This window comes from Agrococcus versicolor (assembly GCF_039531815.1).
Classification (GTDB): Bacteria; Actinomycetota; Actinomycetes; order Actinomycetales; family Microbacteriaceae; genus Agrococcus; species Agrococcus versicolor.
In genome coordinates, this window is the sequence record NZ_BAAAQT010000008.1 from 456,313 (window position 1) to 469,345 (window position 13,033).

The 13,033-nt window shown below is 72.9% G+C and carries 16 protein-coding genes and 1 pseudogene; 8 read left to right on the forward strand and 9 right to left on the reverse strand.

Features of this window, described 5'->3' with window-relative positions; genetic code table 11:
* Positions 1–61 precede the first annotated feature (61 nt).
* From ABD249_RS14675 to ABD249_RS14685, 3 genes and pseudogenes are all read left to right on the forward strand, one after another.
* Complete coding sequence (locus ABD249_RS14675) at positions 62–1,834, forward strand: Ig-like domain repeat protein (protein WP_344344791.1); 1,773 nt, start codon at positions 62–64, stop codon at positions 1,832–1,834.
* Between the two features lie 291 nt (positions 1,835–2,125).
* Positions 2,126–2,383, forward strand: a pseudogene (locus ABD249_RS14680) (YihY/virulence factor BrkB family protein); the annotation flags it as partial.
* A gap of 62 nt (positions 2,384–2,445) precedes the next feature.
* Positions 2,446–2,703: a hypothetical protein gene (locus tag ABD249_RS14685; protein ID WP_344344792.1), complete on the forward strand. Its 258-nt coding sequence runs from the start codon at positions 2,446–2,448 to the stop codon at positions 2,701–2,703.
* Between the two features lie 33 nt (positions 2,704–2,736).
* Here ABD249_RS14685 and ABD249_RS14690 read toward each other — a convergent pair whose 3' ends face one another.
* A complete protein-coding gene (locus ABD249_RS14690) occupies positions 2,737–2,982 on the reverse strand; it encodes a hypothetical protein (RefSeq protein ID WP_344344793.1) in 246 nt (81 codons plus the stop codon).
* A 241-nt stretch (positions 2,983–3,223) separates the two neighbouring features.
* Between ABD249_RS14690 and ABD249_RS14695 the strand changes: the two genes are divergently transcribed.
* Complete coding sequence (locus ABD249_RS14695) at positions 3,224–4,036, forward strand: class II glutamine amidotransferase (protein WP_344344794.1); 813 nt, start codon at positions 3,224–3,226, stop codon at positions 4,034–4,036.
* Between the two features lie 46 nt (positions 4,037–4,082).
* Here the strand turns inward: ABD249_RS14695 and ABD249_RS14700 are convergent, their stop codons facing one another.
* The 4 genes from ABD249_RS14700 to ABD249_RS14715 form a co-directional block, all read right to left on the reverse strand.
* Positions 4,083–4,715: a TetR/AcrR family transcriptional regulator gene (locus ABD249_RS14700; RefSeq protein ID WP_344344795.1), complete on the reverse strand. Its 633-nt coding sequence runs from the start codon at positions 4,713–4,715 to the stop codon at positions 4,083–4,085.
* Between the two features lie 129 nt (positions 4,716–4,844).
* Positions 4,845–5,606 carry a histidine phosphatase family protein gene (locus tag ABD249_RS14705; protein WP_344344796.1) on the reverse strand — a complete coding sequence of 254 codons (762 nt, stop codon included), beginning with the start codon at positions 5,604–5,606 and terminating at the stop codon, positions 4,845–4,847.
* Positions 5,603–7,531: a bifunctional copper resistance protein CopD/cytochrome c oxidase assembly protein gene (locus ABD249_RS14710; protein WP_344344797.1), complete on the reverse strand. Its 1,929-nt coding sequence runs from the start codon at positions 7,529–7,531 to the stop codon at positions 5,603–5,605. Before ABD249_RS14710 ends, ABD249_RS14705 begins: the two co-directional genes overlap by 4 nt.
* 105 nt (positions 7,532–7,636) lie before the next feature.
* Positions 7,637–7,921 (reverse strand): HU family DNA-binding protein, encoded by a 285-nt coding sequence (locus ABD249_RS14715; RefSeq protein ID WP_092503791.1) that lies wholly within the window; start codon positions 7,919–7,921, stop codon positions 7,637–7,639.
* A gap of 309 nt (positions 7,922–8,230) precedes the next feature.
* Between ABD249_RS14715 and ABD249_RS14720 the strand changes: the two genes are divergently transcribed.
* Positions 8,231–8,509 carry a DUF7882 family protein gene (locus ABD249_RS14720; RefSeq protein WP_344344798.1) on the forward strand — a complete coding sequence of 93 codons (279 nt, stop codon included), beginning with the start codon at positions 8,231–8,233 and terminating at the stop codon, positions 8,507–8,509.
* A gap of 63 nt (positions 8,510–8,572) precedes the next feature.
* Here the strand turns inward: ABD249_RS14720 and yczE are convergent, their stop codons facing one another.
* Positions 8,573–9,313: a membrane protein YczE gene (yczE, locus tag ABD249_RS14725; RefSeq protein WP_344344799.1), complete on the reverse strand. Its 741-nt coding sequence runs from the start codon at positions 9,311–9,313 to the stop codon at positions 8,573–8,575.
* Between the two features lie 96 nt (positions 9,314–9,409).
* Between yczE and yczR the strand changes: the two genes are divergently transcribed.
* The 3 genes from yczR (at position 9,410) to ABD249_RS14740 (ending at position 12,003) form a co-directional block, all read left to right on the forward strand.
* Positions 9,410–10,813, forward strand: coding sequence for a MocR-like transcription factor YczR (yczR, locus tag ABD249_RS14730; protein ID WP_344344800.1), 1,404 nt, complete (start codon positions 9,410–9,412; stop codon positions 10,811–10,813).
* 45 nt (positions 10,814–10,858) lie between these two features.
* Positions 10,859–11,368: a hypothetical protein gene (locus ABD249_RS14735; protein ID WP_344344801.1), complete on the forward strand. Its 510-nt coding sequence runs from the start codon at positions 10,859–10,861 to the stop codon at positions 11,366–11,368.
* Between the two features lie 95 nt (positions 11,369–11,463).
* Complete coding sequence (locus tag ABD249_RS14740) at positions 11,464–12,003, forward strand: YaeQ family protein (RefSeq protein ID WP_344344802.1); 540 nt, start codon at positions 11,464–11,466, stop codon at positions 12,001–12,003.
* A 257-nt stretch (positions 12,004–12,260) separates the two neighbouring features.
* Here the strand turns inward: ABD249_RS14740 and rpsN are convergent, their stop codons facing one another.
* The 3 genes from rpsN to rpmB are packed head-to-tail and all read right to left on the reverse strand — an operon-like array spanning position 12,261 to position 12,974.
* Positions 12,261–12,566: a 30S ribosomal protein S14 gene (rpsN, locus tag ABD249_RS14745; protein WP_092503804.1), complete on the reverse strand. Its 306-nt coding sequence runs from the start codon at positions 12,564–12,566 to the stop codon at positions 12,261–12,263.
* Position 12,567: 1 nt separating this feature from the next.
* Complete coding sequence (rpmG, locus tag ABD249_RS14750; RefSeq protein WP_092503806.1) at positions 12,568–12,738, reverse strand: 50S ribosomal protein L33; 171 nt, start codon at positions 12,736–12,738, stop codon at positions 12,568–12,570.
* Positions 12,738–12,974: a 50S ribosomal protein L28 gene (rpmB, locus tag ABD249_RS14755; protein ID WP_344344803.1), complete on the reverse strand. Its 237-nt coding sequence runs from the start codon at positions 12,972–12,974 to the stop codon at positions 12,738–12,740. Before rpmB ends, rpmG begins: the two co-directional genes overlap by 1 nt.
* Positions 12,975–13,033: the final 59 nt, after the last annotated feature.

The following is a 13,033-nucleotide window of genomic DNA, read 5'->3' on the forward strand; positions in this document are numbered from 1 at the left end:
GCCGTAGTGTTCGACACAACATGAGGGCGCCTCGTGTCTTGCCTTCGAAAGGTCGACGTCGATGTCCCGCTCCCTCACCGAGCCCACCTGGGCTCGCCGACTTCTCCGGCCTGCAGCGCTGCTGCTCGTGACGTTGGCCGGGGCCACCGCCCTCTCCACCGTGGGCGCCCCGCAGGCGCATGCCGACTTCCCCCAGAACGTCACCGTCACCCCGGCGGGTCCCGTCGCACCCGGGACGACCGTCACGTACGACTTCTCGTGCACCCCGACGGATGGCGATCAAGCGTTCGTCAGCGCCGACGCAGCGATCCTCGGCGAGGGTTCGACCCTGCCGGTGCAGGATCTGGGCGACCTGCGCTATCGCTTCACGTACTCGGGCGCGACGTCGAAGAACGTGCTGCTCGCCTGCCAGTACGAGATCGGCAGGCAGGGCGACATCCAGCGCTACCAGGTGCTCGGCGCACCCAGCACTCCCCCGATCGGCAACGCGACGCCGGCGAGCATGGCGGTCACCGTGACCTGGGGAGCGTCCGCCGACGACGGCGGCCAGCAGCCGACGTACGAACTGCAGAGCCGGGTGGGCGATGGCCTGTGGGCCGAAGTCGCGTCGACGCAGAGTCTGAGCGCGACCGTGAGCGGGCTCACGAACGGCACGACGTACGAGTTCCGCGTCCGCGCGGTCAACGGGGGCGGCGCGAGCGACTACAGCGCATCCGTGTTCGCCACGCCGACCATCCTGACCGCGACGACGAGCGCGACGTTCACCGGCCTCGACGGCGGACCCATCATCACCGGCGACGACCTTCGCGCGACGGTGACCGTGGCGGGTTCGGGTGCCATCCCGACCGGCACCGTGACGATCTTCGGCATCGGACCTGAGTGCCAGGACATGCCCGTGCAGGCCGACGGCACGGCCACGTGCGTCGTCGGCACCCCGCCGCCCGGCACCTACCAGATCTCGTACTCGTACTCGGGCGACGCCGTGTACTCCCCCGTCCCGGACGGCTCCGCGAGCGTCGTCGTGAACCCCGTGCCGACCGCCATCGAGCTGACGAACGCGTCGACCGGACCGTTCACGGTCGGCGACGAGGTCGAGCTGCGCGCCACCGTCACGCAGGACGGTGCCTTCCCGACCACCGGGACCGTGCGCTTCGAGGTCGACGGCGAGACGCTGTGCGCCGTCCCCGTGGCCGCCGACTCGGGCACGGCCGAGGCCGTGTGCCGCACCGACGAGCTGCCGGCCGGGAGCAACGAGGTGACCGCGACCTTCACGGGCGGCGACCGCTTCGCGCCGTCGACCTCGAACGGCGTCCGGGTCGACGTCGCCAGGCTGCCGCTCACCCTCACCCTCGCGACCGTCGTCGCGAGCGACGGCACCGTCACCGCCACGGCGACCGCCGCCGACGGCGCGACGCCCTCCTCGGCCGGGTTCCTCGTCGACGGCATCACCGTGCCCGGCTGCGAGTCGGCACCGTTCGACGAGGACGGCACGGCCGTCTGCATCATCAGCGGCATCCCGGCGGGCGCGCACGAGGTGTCGGCCGTCGTCGAGGCCGATGCGCTCTACGTCGATGCCGCCGCCACGTCGACGGTGACGATCGCGGCCCCCGCGAGCCCCGCTCCGTCGAACCCGGCTCCGTCGAACCCGTCTCCGTCGAACCCCGCGGCGCCCGCTCCCGTCGGCACCACCGGGGCGACCGGCGCGGGCACCGCGAGCGTCGGCGGCCTGCCGCGCACCGGCGGCGACGCCGCGTCCTGGCTCCTCGGCCTCGCGCTGCTGCTCGTCGCAGCGGGTGCGGCACCGGTCGTCGCGCGTCGCGTGCGCCAGGGCTGACGCTCCTCGGCCGGTCACGGTCGACCAGCACGGGTCGCGGTCCCTCTCGGGATCGCGACCCGTCCTGCGTCCGACGCGCGGCGGCATCGTATTCGCGCCGACGCATCGGCGACAGGGGGTGCTCGCCACGCCGAGGGCGGACCGACCGTAGAGGTCCCACCGTGCGGACGACGGCTCGTCCGGACGGCGACGACCGACCCGGAGGGAGTCCCCGTGACCGACGCGCAGCGCAGCGACGCGATCGGGCTCGGCGAGGTGGCCGTCACGGTCTGGAGCATCGCCAAGTGGCCCGTGCTGTGGCTGTGGATCGTCAACCTGGCGCTGCTGCTCGGTGCGGAGTTCGACGCCGAGCTCGAGCGTGGCCGACAGCTGCAGGGCGGCATCGAGGCCGAGGACGAGCTGCAGCTGCCGCCGCGCGACACCCGGCAGATCGAGAAGCAGGAGCAGAAGCGGCGGCGGCTCGTCGACGAGGGCTACCGGCTGCGTCGCAGGCGCGGCAGCCACGGCGAGCGCCACGACCGCGACCACGACCGCGACGACCGCGGCTGACGACGCGGCGTCGACCACCGCGCGGGGCATCCGCCCGGCGCGACCCCAAGGATGGAGACACCATGGACCTCGGACCGTACGCCTCGTACCGCCTCCCCGCGAACGTCGCGACCGCCTTCGGTGCCACGACCGCGCAGGAGCTCGCCGACTCGCTCGGCGCGCAGGGCTCGGTGACGCCGGAGACCATCCGGCAGGCGGAGGCTGCGTACATGCGCTACCGGCAGGGCGACGAGACCGCCGCGAGGACGTTCCTCGTCACGCACGCGGGCCTCGACGAGCAGGCCGCCGACGAGGCGCTGGCGAGGCTCGCGACCGCGTAGCGCCCACGGGCGCCGGGCCGCTCGCGGCGCCCGTCAGCCCGGGCCCATGAGGGTCATGCCGCCGACGCGCGCGCGGCCGTTCGCGCCACGATCACGGCTCCCCACGTCCTCCTGCGTCAGGGAGTCGGAGACGACCGTGATCGGGATGCCGGCGGCGTAGCGCGAGGCGATGGACCGGTCGTCGGGCGTCGCGTCGGGGTCGTCGACCTTGCCCGGCCAGTACCGCATCATGCCGCGGTAGCCGGTCGCGCCGAGCAGCAGGTGCCCCGCGGCGCGCATGCGCTCGACGTCGTGGCGCTGAACGCGTGATCCATCGGCATCGCGCCCAGGTCGCCTCCGGCGCCCTCCGCGTACCCGTCGAGGCTGAGCATCGTGCTGACGACGATCCTGCGCATGGCGGACCTCCCTCGGTCTGGACACGACCACGATGGGCCGACCGCACACGTTGCGTCGCGTGACGGCGCGGCGCGCGCCGGCCGACGACCCGCGGCGAGGATGGAGGCGACGGAAGGGGATGCGCATGTGCCGACTGCTCGGATACGCCGCTCCCCGTGCGACGACGGCCGCAGCCGTGCTCGGCGCCGACGACGCACGGGAGTGGCAGCGCATGGGCCGCCTCCACGCCGACGGCTGGGGCACCGCGTGGGTGGACGACGCCCGCACCGTGCGGCGACGTCGCGACCCGAGCGACGGCACCGCGAGCGCCGACCTCGCCGATGCCCTCGTCCAGGAGGCGTCGACCGCGCGCATCGCGCACCTGCGGCTCGCGACCGAGGGCATGGGCACCGTGCTGGGCAACACGCATCCGTTCGTCGTCGACGGCATCGCCGTCGCGCACAACGGCTCGATCCAGCCCGTGCAGGAGCTGCGCGCCATGGTGCGCCCCGACGAGCTCGCCCGCGTCGGCGGCACGACCGACTCGGCGGTCGTCACGGCGCTCGTGCTGCGCGAGGTCGCCCGCGGCGCCTCCCTCCTGGAGGCGACGACCACGACGGTCGCTCGGCTCCGCAGCCGGTTCCCGACGTCGGCGGTCAACCTGCTCGTCCTGTCCGCCGACGAGCTCGTCGCCGTGCACGCCAACGAGGGCGCACCCGTGCCGCTCGACCTCTTCGCCACGTCGCCGCTCGGCGCCGACCTGCCGCGCGACCACGTCGACCACTACTACCGGCTGTCGTGGCGCCGCGAGGCCGACGGCGCCGTCGCGTTCACGTCGAGCGGCCTCGCGAGCGAGGGATGGCGGCCCATGGCGCAGCACACCGCCGCACGCGTCGACCTGCGCACGCTCGCGCTCGAGGTCGTCGACCTGCCGACGGCCCAGCGCCGCGCGGCCTGAGGCGTCGGGCCCGAGCCGGTGGGCTCGAGCCAGCAGGGCTCGGCGATCAGGGCGCGGCGGGCACCTCGCCGCGCACGAGGCGCTCGACCATCGTCCGCGCGACGTCGAACGCGAGGCCGAGGGCACGGGGGTCGCCGGCGGGATCGTCGACGAACGCGGCCGCGATGAGCGCGTCGACGACGTGGAAGCAGTCGACGAAGCCCTCCCGGGCGGCTCCCGTCGTGGGGATGCCGTGCCGCGGACCGACGACGGCCAGGACCTCGTCGACGAGCGCGCCGACGATCTCGGCGCGATGCCGCGTCGACGACGGCAGGTGCTCGCCCGTCCGCAGCGCCCGGAAGCCGGGCACGGATCGGTGCAGGACGACCGACGCCTGGAAGAGCGCGTCGAGCTCATCCTCGACGTCCGCCTTCGGCGTCGCGAGCGTCTCGCCGAACCGCTCTGCGATCAGACGCATGTTGCGATCCGCGATGCCCTGCAGGATCGCGATGCGGTCGGGGAAGTAGCGGTAGAGCGTGCCGACCGCCGCGCCGGCCCGCGCGGCCACCAGCGTCGTCGTGAGCAGCTCGGAGCCGACCTCGTCGACGACCGCGGCCGCCGCGTCGAGCAGCTCGTCCACGCGGTGCGAGGCCCGCGACTGCACGGGCGGCTTGCGCAGCATCGCTCCGTCGGGGCTCACGCTCCTCCTCCCGGCCGGCGTGCTCGTCATCGTCGCACCTTCTCGAACATGATGTCTCACCGACGAAAGCATCCGTCCCCCGGACGTCGACGAGCGGGGGACGCCGAGACGGGCCGCACCCCCTGGCGCTCAGCCCGAGAACGCCTCCGCGCGCTCGCCCACGCCGTCGAGCGACCACTCGGTGCCGTGCAGCCGCACGGTCGAGATCGAGCAGTTCGGCAGGATCGTCGTCGGCGTCATCTCGGGCGTCAGCTGGCGCAGCAGCGTCGTGATGAACCCGCCGTGGCTGACGATCAGCGCCGTCCGCACGTCTCCGGCCGACGCGCCCGCCACGGTCGACGCGATGACGTCGGCGAGCGCGCCGTCGGCCCGAACGACCGTCTCCGCCGCCTTCTCGCTCTGCCCCGACGCATCCAGGTCGGCGATGCCGTCGAAGATGTCGCTCCACGACATCCGCTCGGCGAGCACCCGCATCGCCGACAGCTCGCGGTCGACCTCGAGCCCGTGCTGCGCGAACAGCCGGCCCCAGACCTCCGCCGACGGCACCTCCTCGTTGCCGCCGAAGTTCCACTCCCGCAGCGACTCGCGCAGCTGGAGCGACGGAGGCGAGGGATGCGCGGCGAGGATGCCCTCGGCCGTCAGGCGCGTGCGCTCGAGGTCGCTCGCGAACGCGGCGTCGAACGGGACGCGGGCGAGCGCCCGTCCGGCGTCGGCGATCTGCCGCTCGCCGCGCTCGGTGATGGGCGAGTTCGACCATCCCTGCATGACGTGCGCGACGTTGTACTCGGTCTCGGCATGCCGCACGATGTGCAGCGTCAGGGCGACGCCGCCCGCGAGCTCGGCCAGCTCGCTCGGCAGTCGCTGCCCGTCCGTCGTCGCCTCGTGCGTCATCGTCCCGCCATCCTCTCGAGCATCGCGTTGTAGTCCTGGAGGTCCGCATCCCCGTCGCGGTCGGCCTTGCGGTCGACGCGCCGCTGCTCGCGTCGATCCGTGCGCGCCCAGAGCACGCACGTGATGAGTGCGAGGACGATCGTCGGGAACTCGCCGATCGACCAGGCGATGCCTCCGCCGACCTGCTGATCCTCGAGCGCGTCGACGCCGTTGCCCATCGCGCCGAACCAGTCGGCGAGCAGCAGGCCCTCGCTCGTCATGATCGTGATGCCGAAGAACGCGTGGGCCGCCATCGCCGCGAGCAGCATCACGAGCCGCATCGGGAACGGCGTGCGGTGCGGGGAGGGGTCGGTGCCGATGAGCGCCTGCACGAACAGGTAGCCGGCGCCGACGAAGTGCACGACCATCCACACGTGCCCGAGGTGGTTCTCCATCGCCCACCGGAAGAGCCCGGAGAAGTAGAAGATCCAGAGGCTCGTGACGAAGATGCCCGTCGCCACGAGGGGGTGGCCCACCCAGTGCATCCAGCGGGAGTGCACGATGGCGAGCAGCCACTCGCGGCCGCCGCGCGTGCCATCGGTGCGCTTCGCGATCGCGCGCATGCCGAGCGTCACGGGCGCGCCGGGCACGAGCAGGAGCGGCACGGCCATGCCGAGGAGCATGTGGCCGGCCATGTGGAAGGAGAAGAGGTAGTGCTCGTAGACGGCGAGCGCGCCGGAGGTGACCCACCACAGCAGGCCGAGGCCCGAGAGCCAGGAGATGGTGCGCAGCGCCGGCCACGCGTCGCCGCGGCGGCGCAGGCGCAGCACGCCCGCGACGTAGAAGAAGGCGAGCAGCCCGCACACGACGGTCCACAGCGGGTCGAGCGACCACTCGGTGACGAGACGCGAGAGCTCGAACGTGGGCGGCAGGGGCGAGCTCGTGAGGATCGTCGCGGGGCTCGAGTCGACGAGCTCCTCGGACACGGGCGTCGGGGTCTGCGCGAGGCCGTTCGCGACGCCCATCGCCACGCCCATGAAGGCGAGCTCGGCCACGAGGAACCAGCGCACGCGGCCCGACTCGACCGCGCGCGGGATGAGGCGCGTCCGCTGCCATGCGCCGAAGCCGCCGAGGACGACGAGCAGCACGGTCTTCGCGATCACGAGGCCGCCGTACGGCGTCGCGAGGCCCTCCCAGCCCGTGCGCACCCACGCGCTCGCGACGCCCGAGAACCCGACGACCGCGAAGCTGACGAGCGCGAGCGACGAGTAGCGGCGCATGGCGTCGTGCAGCGACGGGCTGCGGTCGAGCCGCAGGATCGCGAGGTGGATGAGGCCGCCGACCCAGATGCTCACGAAGACGAGGTGCAGCCACAGCGAGCTCGTCGCGAGGGTGTGGTTCTCGGCGGTGCCGGCGTGGCCCGCGGCTGCGAGCAGCACGAGCGGCGCGGCCGACAGCACCGTGATCCATGCGATGCCCGCCGGCGAGCGGACCACGACGAGCAGCGTCGTCACGACCGCGAACGCGAGCGCAGCCGCACCGAGGTACTGGCCGCGCTCGAGCTGCGTGAAGAAGTAGAGGAAGCCGTCGGTGAACTGCGCGTCGACCGAGAAGGGACGGTCGTAGACGGTGCGGAACGCGAGGAAGGCGACGGCGGCGTACGCAGCGGTCGCGACGCCCGCGGCGGCCGCCGCGACGTCGATGGTGCGATCCCACGCCGGCGATCCGGGCTTGAGCGCGAAGCAGGCGAGCACGAGGCCGCCGATGACGGTCGCCGTCGCGACGTCCTGCAGGAGGCGCGCGATCGGGGTGCCCCAGCGCACGACGGCACCGGGGTCGCCGACGGACAGCGGTGCGGCGCCTCCGCCGAGCTCGAGGGCGACGATGACGGCCACGAGTCCTGCGGCGACGACGGCACCGGGACCGATCAGCCGAGCACGTGCCACCCCTCCAGGGTATCCGCGCAGGCTATGCATCCTGCACGTGTCGGGCGCGGACGACGAAGGGCCCCGGATCGCTCCGGGGCCCTTCGCGCTCGGGATCGAGCTCGACTACTTGACGGCAGCCTTGAGCTTCGAGCCGGCCGTCAGCTTGACGCGGTGGCCAGCGGCGATCTTGATCTCGGCGCCGGTCTGCGGGTTGCGGCCCGTGCGGGCAGCGGTCGCGGTGCGCTCGGCGGTGAGGAAGCCGGGGATCGACACCTTGTCGCCCTTGGCGACCGCGCCGGAGATCTCGGCGAACAGCGCGTCGAGCACAGCGCCGACGGTGGCCTGGCTGGCGTCGGTCGACGCAGCGATCTTCGCGACGAGCGTCGTCTTGTTGATGGTCTCTGCCATGGTGTCCTCCTGGACTCGTTCTTCCCCGCCAGGGCGGGACGTGCACGGCGGCCCGAGGGAAGCCCCCGTGCCGCACCGCCACGGTACCTGCGCCGCCGCGCCCCGCCGTGCAGGCTGGCCCGACACGCCGAGAATCGCCCGGGATTCCGCGGATCTCAGGGGGAATCCGTGGGATGCGGCCTCGAATCCGGCCTTCCATGCATCTCGCGTGCTCGGCCGACGCCGCAGGCGATGCACCTCGACCGACGGCGCGCAAGTGCTCGCCATCTCCTCCAGAACGGTGTTCTATCGGTCGTGGAGAGGCAGCACATGGGGACGTTCCACTACGGGCCGAGCCGCGAGGGCGTCGACGACGCCGACCTCGAGCTCCTGCGCGCCGTCGTCACGACGATGCTCGCGTGCTCGACGTCGTTCATGGCGTCGTTCGACCACGGCGACACGCGCCGATCCTTCTGGATCCACCCCTCCGCCGAGCTGCGCTTCGACGTCGAGCGCGAGCGCGACGTCGACCCGTGGCACCTCGACCTCATGCTCGCGTTCGCGCACACCGACGAGGGCCTCACGATGCGCTCGGTCGCCGCCGACTGACGCGCGGGGCGCTCGCGCTCTCCGGTCGCGACGACGGCCTGGTGCGGGTCGAGACGTGCCGACCTAGGCGGCGGCGGCGCGCGCCTCGACGCGTGCAGCCTCGCGACCCTCCGCGGCGCTCCGGCGGCGCTCGAACCACGGCAGGATCCAGCCCACGAGCGGGCCGACGCCGAACGCGAAGATGAGGGCGCCGATGCCGAGCGGTCCGCCCAGCAGCACGCCGACGACGAGCACCGAGCCCTCGATGAGGGTGCGCGCGACCCAGATGGGCCACCGCGTGACGCGGACGACGCCCGTCATGAGGCCGTCGCGCGGGCCCGGCCCGAAGCTCGCCGTGATGTACATGCCCGTCGCGGTCGCGAGCACGACGAGGCCGAGCAGGAAGAGCGGCACGCGGAACCACCACGTCGCAGGATCCTCCGTCGGCACCGGCGGCACGATCGCGAGCGTCAGCTCGGCGAACGGGCCGACGAGCATGCCGTTGACGAGCGTGCCGACGCCGACGCGCTGTCGCAGCGGGATCCACAGCAGCAGCACCGCCGCCGACGTGAGCACGATGATGAGCCCGAAGCCGAGACCCGTCTGCTGCTGGATGCCGAGGGTCAGCACGTCCCACGGCGAGACGCCGATCTCGGCGCGCACCATGAGGGCGATGCCCACGCCGTAGAGCCACAGCCCGACGATCAGCTGCACGGTCCGCCTGCCGAGGTCGCGGCGCGAGACGGCGGTGACCGGCAGCACCATGCGCGAGAGCCACGCCGGCATGGCGATGCGTCGGCGTGCGGATGCTGCGGAAGGGGCCATCACGCCAGCATGCGGTGGGAGTGGCTCGGTGCGCGCGGGCCACGGCACGGGTAGTGGCGCGTGCGCAGCGGTCCACTCCAGGAGCATGATGGGGCGATGGGATCTCGACTCGGTCGCCAGCTCGGCGAGTGGTATCAGGGCGGCGCCGTCGCGCAGTCGCTCGCGGACCGCATCCGCATGCTCATCCTCGACGGCCGCATCACCGTCGGCGAGCGCGTGCCGAGCGAGCGAGCCCTCGCCGCCGAGATCGGCCGCTCGCGCGCCACGGTCACGAAGGCCTACGAGACGCTCGCCGACGGCGGCTACCTCGCCCGCGTCCACGGCTCCGGCACGCGCGTCGCCCTGCCGCGGCGCTCGGCGGCGCGCGTCGCAGCCCCGACCGACGACGTCATCGACCTCACGATCGCCTCCGTGGGCTCCACGCCCGGCCTGCACGCCGCGACCGTGCGCGCCCTCGACCGGCTCGCGGGCCTGCTGGGCACGCCCGGCTACTCGCTCGACGGCCTCGCCGACCTGCGCGAGCGCATCGCCGCCCGCTACACGCAGCGCGGCCTGCCGACCGACCCGTCGCAGATCATCGTGACGAGCGGCGCGATGCAGGCCCTCACCCTCATCACCGCCGCGTTCGGCGAGCGCGGCCGCGCCGCCATCGTCGAGCAGCCGACCTTCCCGCACGCCATGGAGGCGCTGCGTCGCGTCGGCATGCGACTCGTGCCCACGCCCGTCACGCCCGAGGGGTGGGACATCACGCACATGGCCGGGCGCATCCGCGAGACGCGCCCCGCGATCGTCTACACGATCGCCGACCTCCACAACCCGACCGGCGCCACGATGCCCGACCTCGAGCGGGCCAAGCTCGCTGCGACGGCTCGCAGCGTCGGCGCGCTCGTCGTCGTCGACGAGACGTGCGTCGAGCTCGACGTCGACCGCGGCTGGACGCCGCGGCCGTTCGCCGCCCACGGGCCCGCGATCAGCGTCGGCTCGATGTCGAAGCTCGCCTGGGGCGGTCTGCGCATCGGGTGGATCCGCGCAGATGCACCGCACGTCGAGCGCCTCCTGGCCATCCGCCCGTCGTTCGATCTCGGCAGCGCCCTGCTCGAGCAGTGCATCGCCACCGAGCTGCTCGACGACATGGAGGGGCTGCTCGCCCACACGCGCACGCGGCTGTCCGCGGGCCGCGCCGCCGTGCGCGCGGGCCTCGCCGAGCATCTGCCCGGCGTCGAGATGCCGCCCGTGCCGGGCGGGCTCGCGGCGTGGGTCGACCTCGGTGCTCCGCTGTCGACGAACCTGTCGCTCGCCGCCCGCGAGCGCGGCCTGCTGCTGCCTCCCGGTCCGCGCTTCACGGCGACGGGCGTGCTCGACCGCTTCGCGCGCATCCCCATCACGTGGGAGACCGAGGTCACCACGGAGGCGATGGTGCGCCTCGGCGCGGCCTGGCGCGACGTCCGCGCGGGCAGCACGCCGCGCGGTGGCGCGTACGAGGAGCTCGCGGTCGTCTAGGCCGTGGGTCGCCGACGCATGGCTGCGGGGCGTACGCTCGCGCGGATGAGGATGCGAACCGCGACCCTGCCCGCGCTCGTCGCGATCGGGCTGCTGAGCCTCGCCGGCTGCAGCGGCGCGGAGGAGCCCGACGCGAGCGCCGAGCCCTCCGCGTCCGCGTCGCCGTCGCCGAGCGCGCCCGCCTCGGAGCCGCCGGCGTCCGGCGCACCCCCGAGCGACGCCCCCGCGCCCGAGATCGTGCCGGGCGCGACGGAGGAGATCCTCGCCGGCACGACGTGGTTCGGCACGGCGGCGGGCGTCGCAGAGGTGACGTTCACGTTCGCCGCCGACGGCACCGTCGACTTCTCGAGCTTCAACGGCGAGCCGTTCGACGCCCCGACCGACGTGTGGAGCGTCGACGACGGCGTGCTGTCGCTCACGATCTCGCAGCTGCAGGCACCCTCGGGTGCGATCGCCGACATCGTGTTCACGGGACCGGCGGCGACCGGAGGCATGGAGCTCACGGGCGACGACGGCTCGGGCACCGCGTACGCGATGACGATCGCGCAGGTCTGACCGCTGCGTCGGCGGGCCTTGCCGGAGCATCCGGGCTCGCGTCGGGTGCGCCCGCGGCGGCGCTCGACCTCGACGGCGACGCCTAGGCTCGACGCATGGGCATCGGCGCGACCATCCACACGTTCGACGTGCAGCTCGCCGACGTCGACCGGGGCGTGTACGACGAGCTGTCGTTCAAGGTCGCCCAGCACCCGTCGGAGACCGCGGCCTTCATGTCGACGCGCGTGCTCGCGTACCTGCTCGAGCACGAGGAGGGCATCGCGTTCGGCGACGGCCTGTCGGGCGGCGACGAGCCGGCCGTGCTCGTGCGCGACATGACCGGTGCGCTCGTCGCTTGGATCGAGGTCGGCGCCCCCGAGGCCGAGCGCGTGCACCGCGGCAGCATGGCCGCCGAGCGCTGCGTCGTCTACACGCATCGCGACCCCGCGAAGGTCGCCGCGCGGTGGGCGGGCAAGCGCATCCACGAGGCGGAGGCCGTGCGGCTCGTGTCGTTCGACGCCGGCTTCGTCGACGCCGTCGCCGACGCCGTGACCCGCCGCACGACCATGTCGTTCTCCGTCACCGAGGGCGTCGTCTACGCCGAGGTGAACGGCGTCGCGCTGACGTCGTCGCTGCACGAGCTGCGCGCCGCCTGACGCTCGCCGGCCGGCCTGTCTGGTCGCGGTCGCATCCCGACTGGTCACGGTCGCACCCTGACTGGTCACCGTCGCACCTCGACTGGTCACTGTCGTACCTTGACTGGTCGCGGTTGCACCTCGAGACGGCAGTTCCGGGTGCAACCGTGACCACCGTCGACCGGGGCCGAGGTGACCGGTCGACGAGGCGAGCCGAGCCGGGGACGACGAAGGCCCCCGTCCTAGGACGGGGGCCTTCGTGCTGCTGCGGCTGGTCGCTACCAGCTCGACTTGGTGACGCCGGGCAGCTCGCCACGGTGCGCCATCGAGCGGAAGCGGACACGCGAGATGCCGTACTCTCCGACGTGGCCACGGGGGCGGCCGTCGATGGCGTCGCGCTTGCGCACGCGCACGGGCGAGGCGTTGCGGGGCAGCTTCTGGAGACCCAGGCGTGCCTCCTCGCGCGACTCGTCGGTGCCGTTCGGGTCGACGAGCGCCTTCTTCAGGGCGGCTCGCTTCTCGGCGTAGCGCGCGACGATGACCTTGCGCTGCTCGTTCTTCGCGATCATGGACTTCTTGGCCATGTCAGCGCTCCTCTCGGAACTCGACGTGCTTGCGCACGACGGGGTCGTACTTCTTCAGCACGAGACGGTCGGGGTTGTTGCGACGGTTCTTCTTCGTCACGTAGGTGTAGCCGGTGCCCGCGGTCGAGCGGAGCTTGATGATCGGACGAACGTCCTGAGCCTTCTTGGCCATCAGAGCTTCACCCCCTTCTTCTGCAGGTCACGGACCACGGACTCGATGCCGCGAGCGTCGATCACCTTGATGCCCTTGGCGGACAGCGTGAGGGTGACGTTCTTGCGGAGCGAGGGGACGTAGTACGTCTTCTTCTGCACGTTCGGGTCGAAGCGACGCTTCGTCCGGCGGTGCGAGTGCGAGATGTTGTGACCGAAGCCGGGAACGGCTCCAGTCACCTGGCACACTGCTGCCATGGTTCCTCCAGGGGTACCGTGAGGCCGAAGGCCTCACCCAAGATCACTTGCCTGCGCGC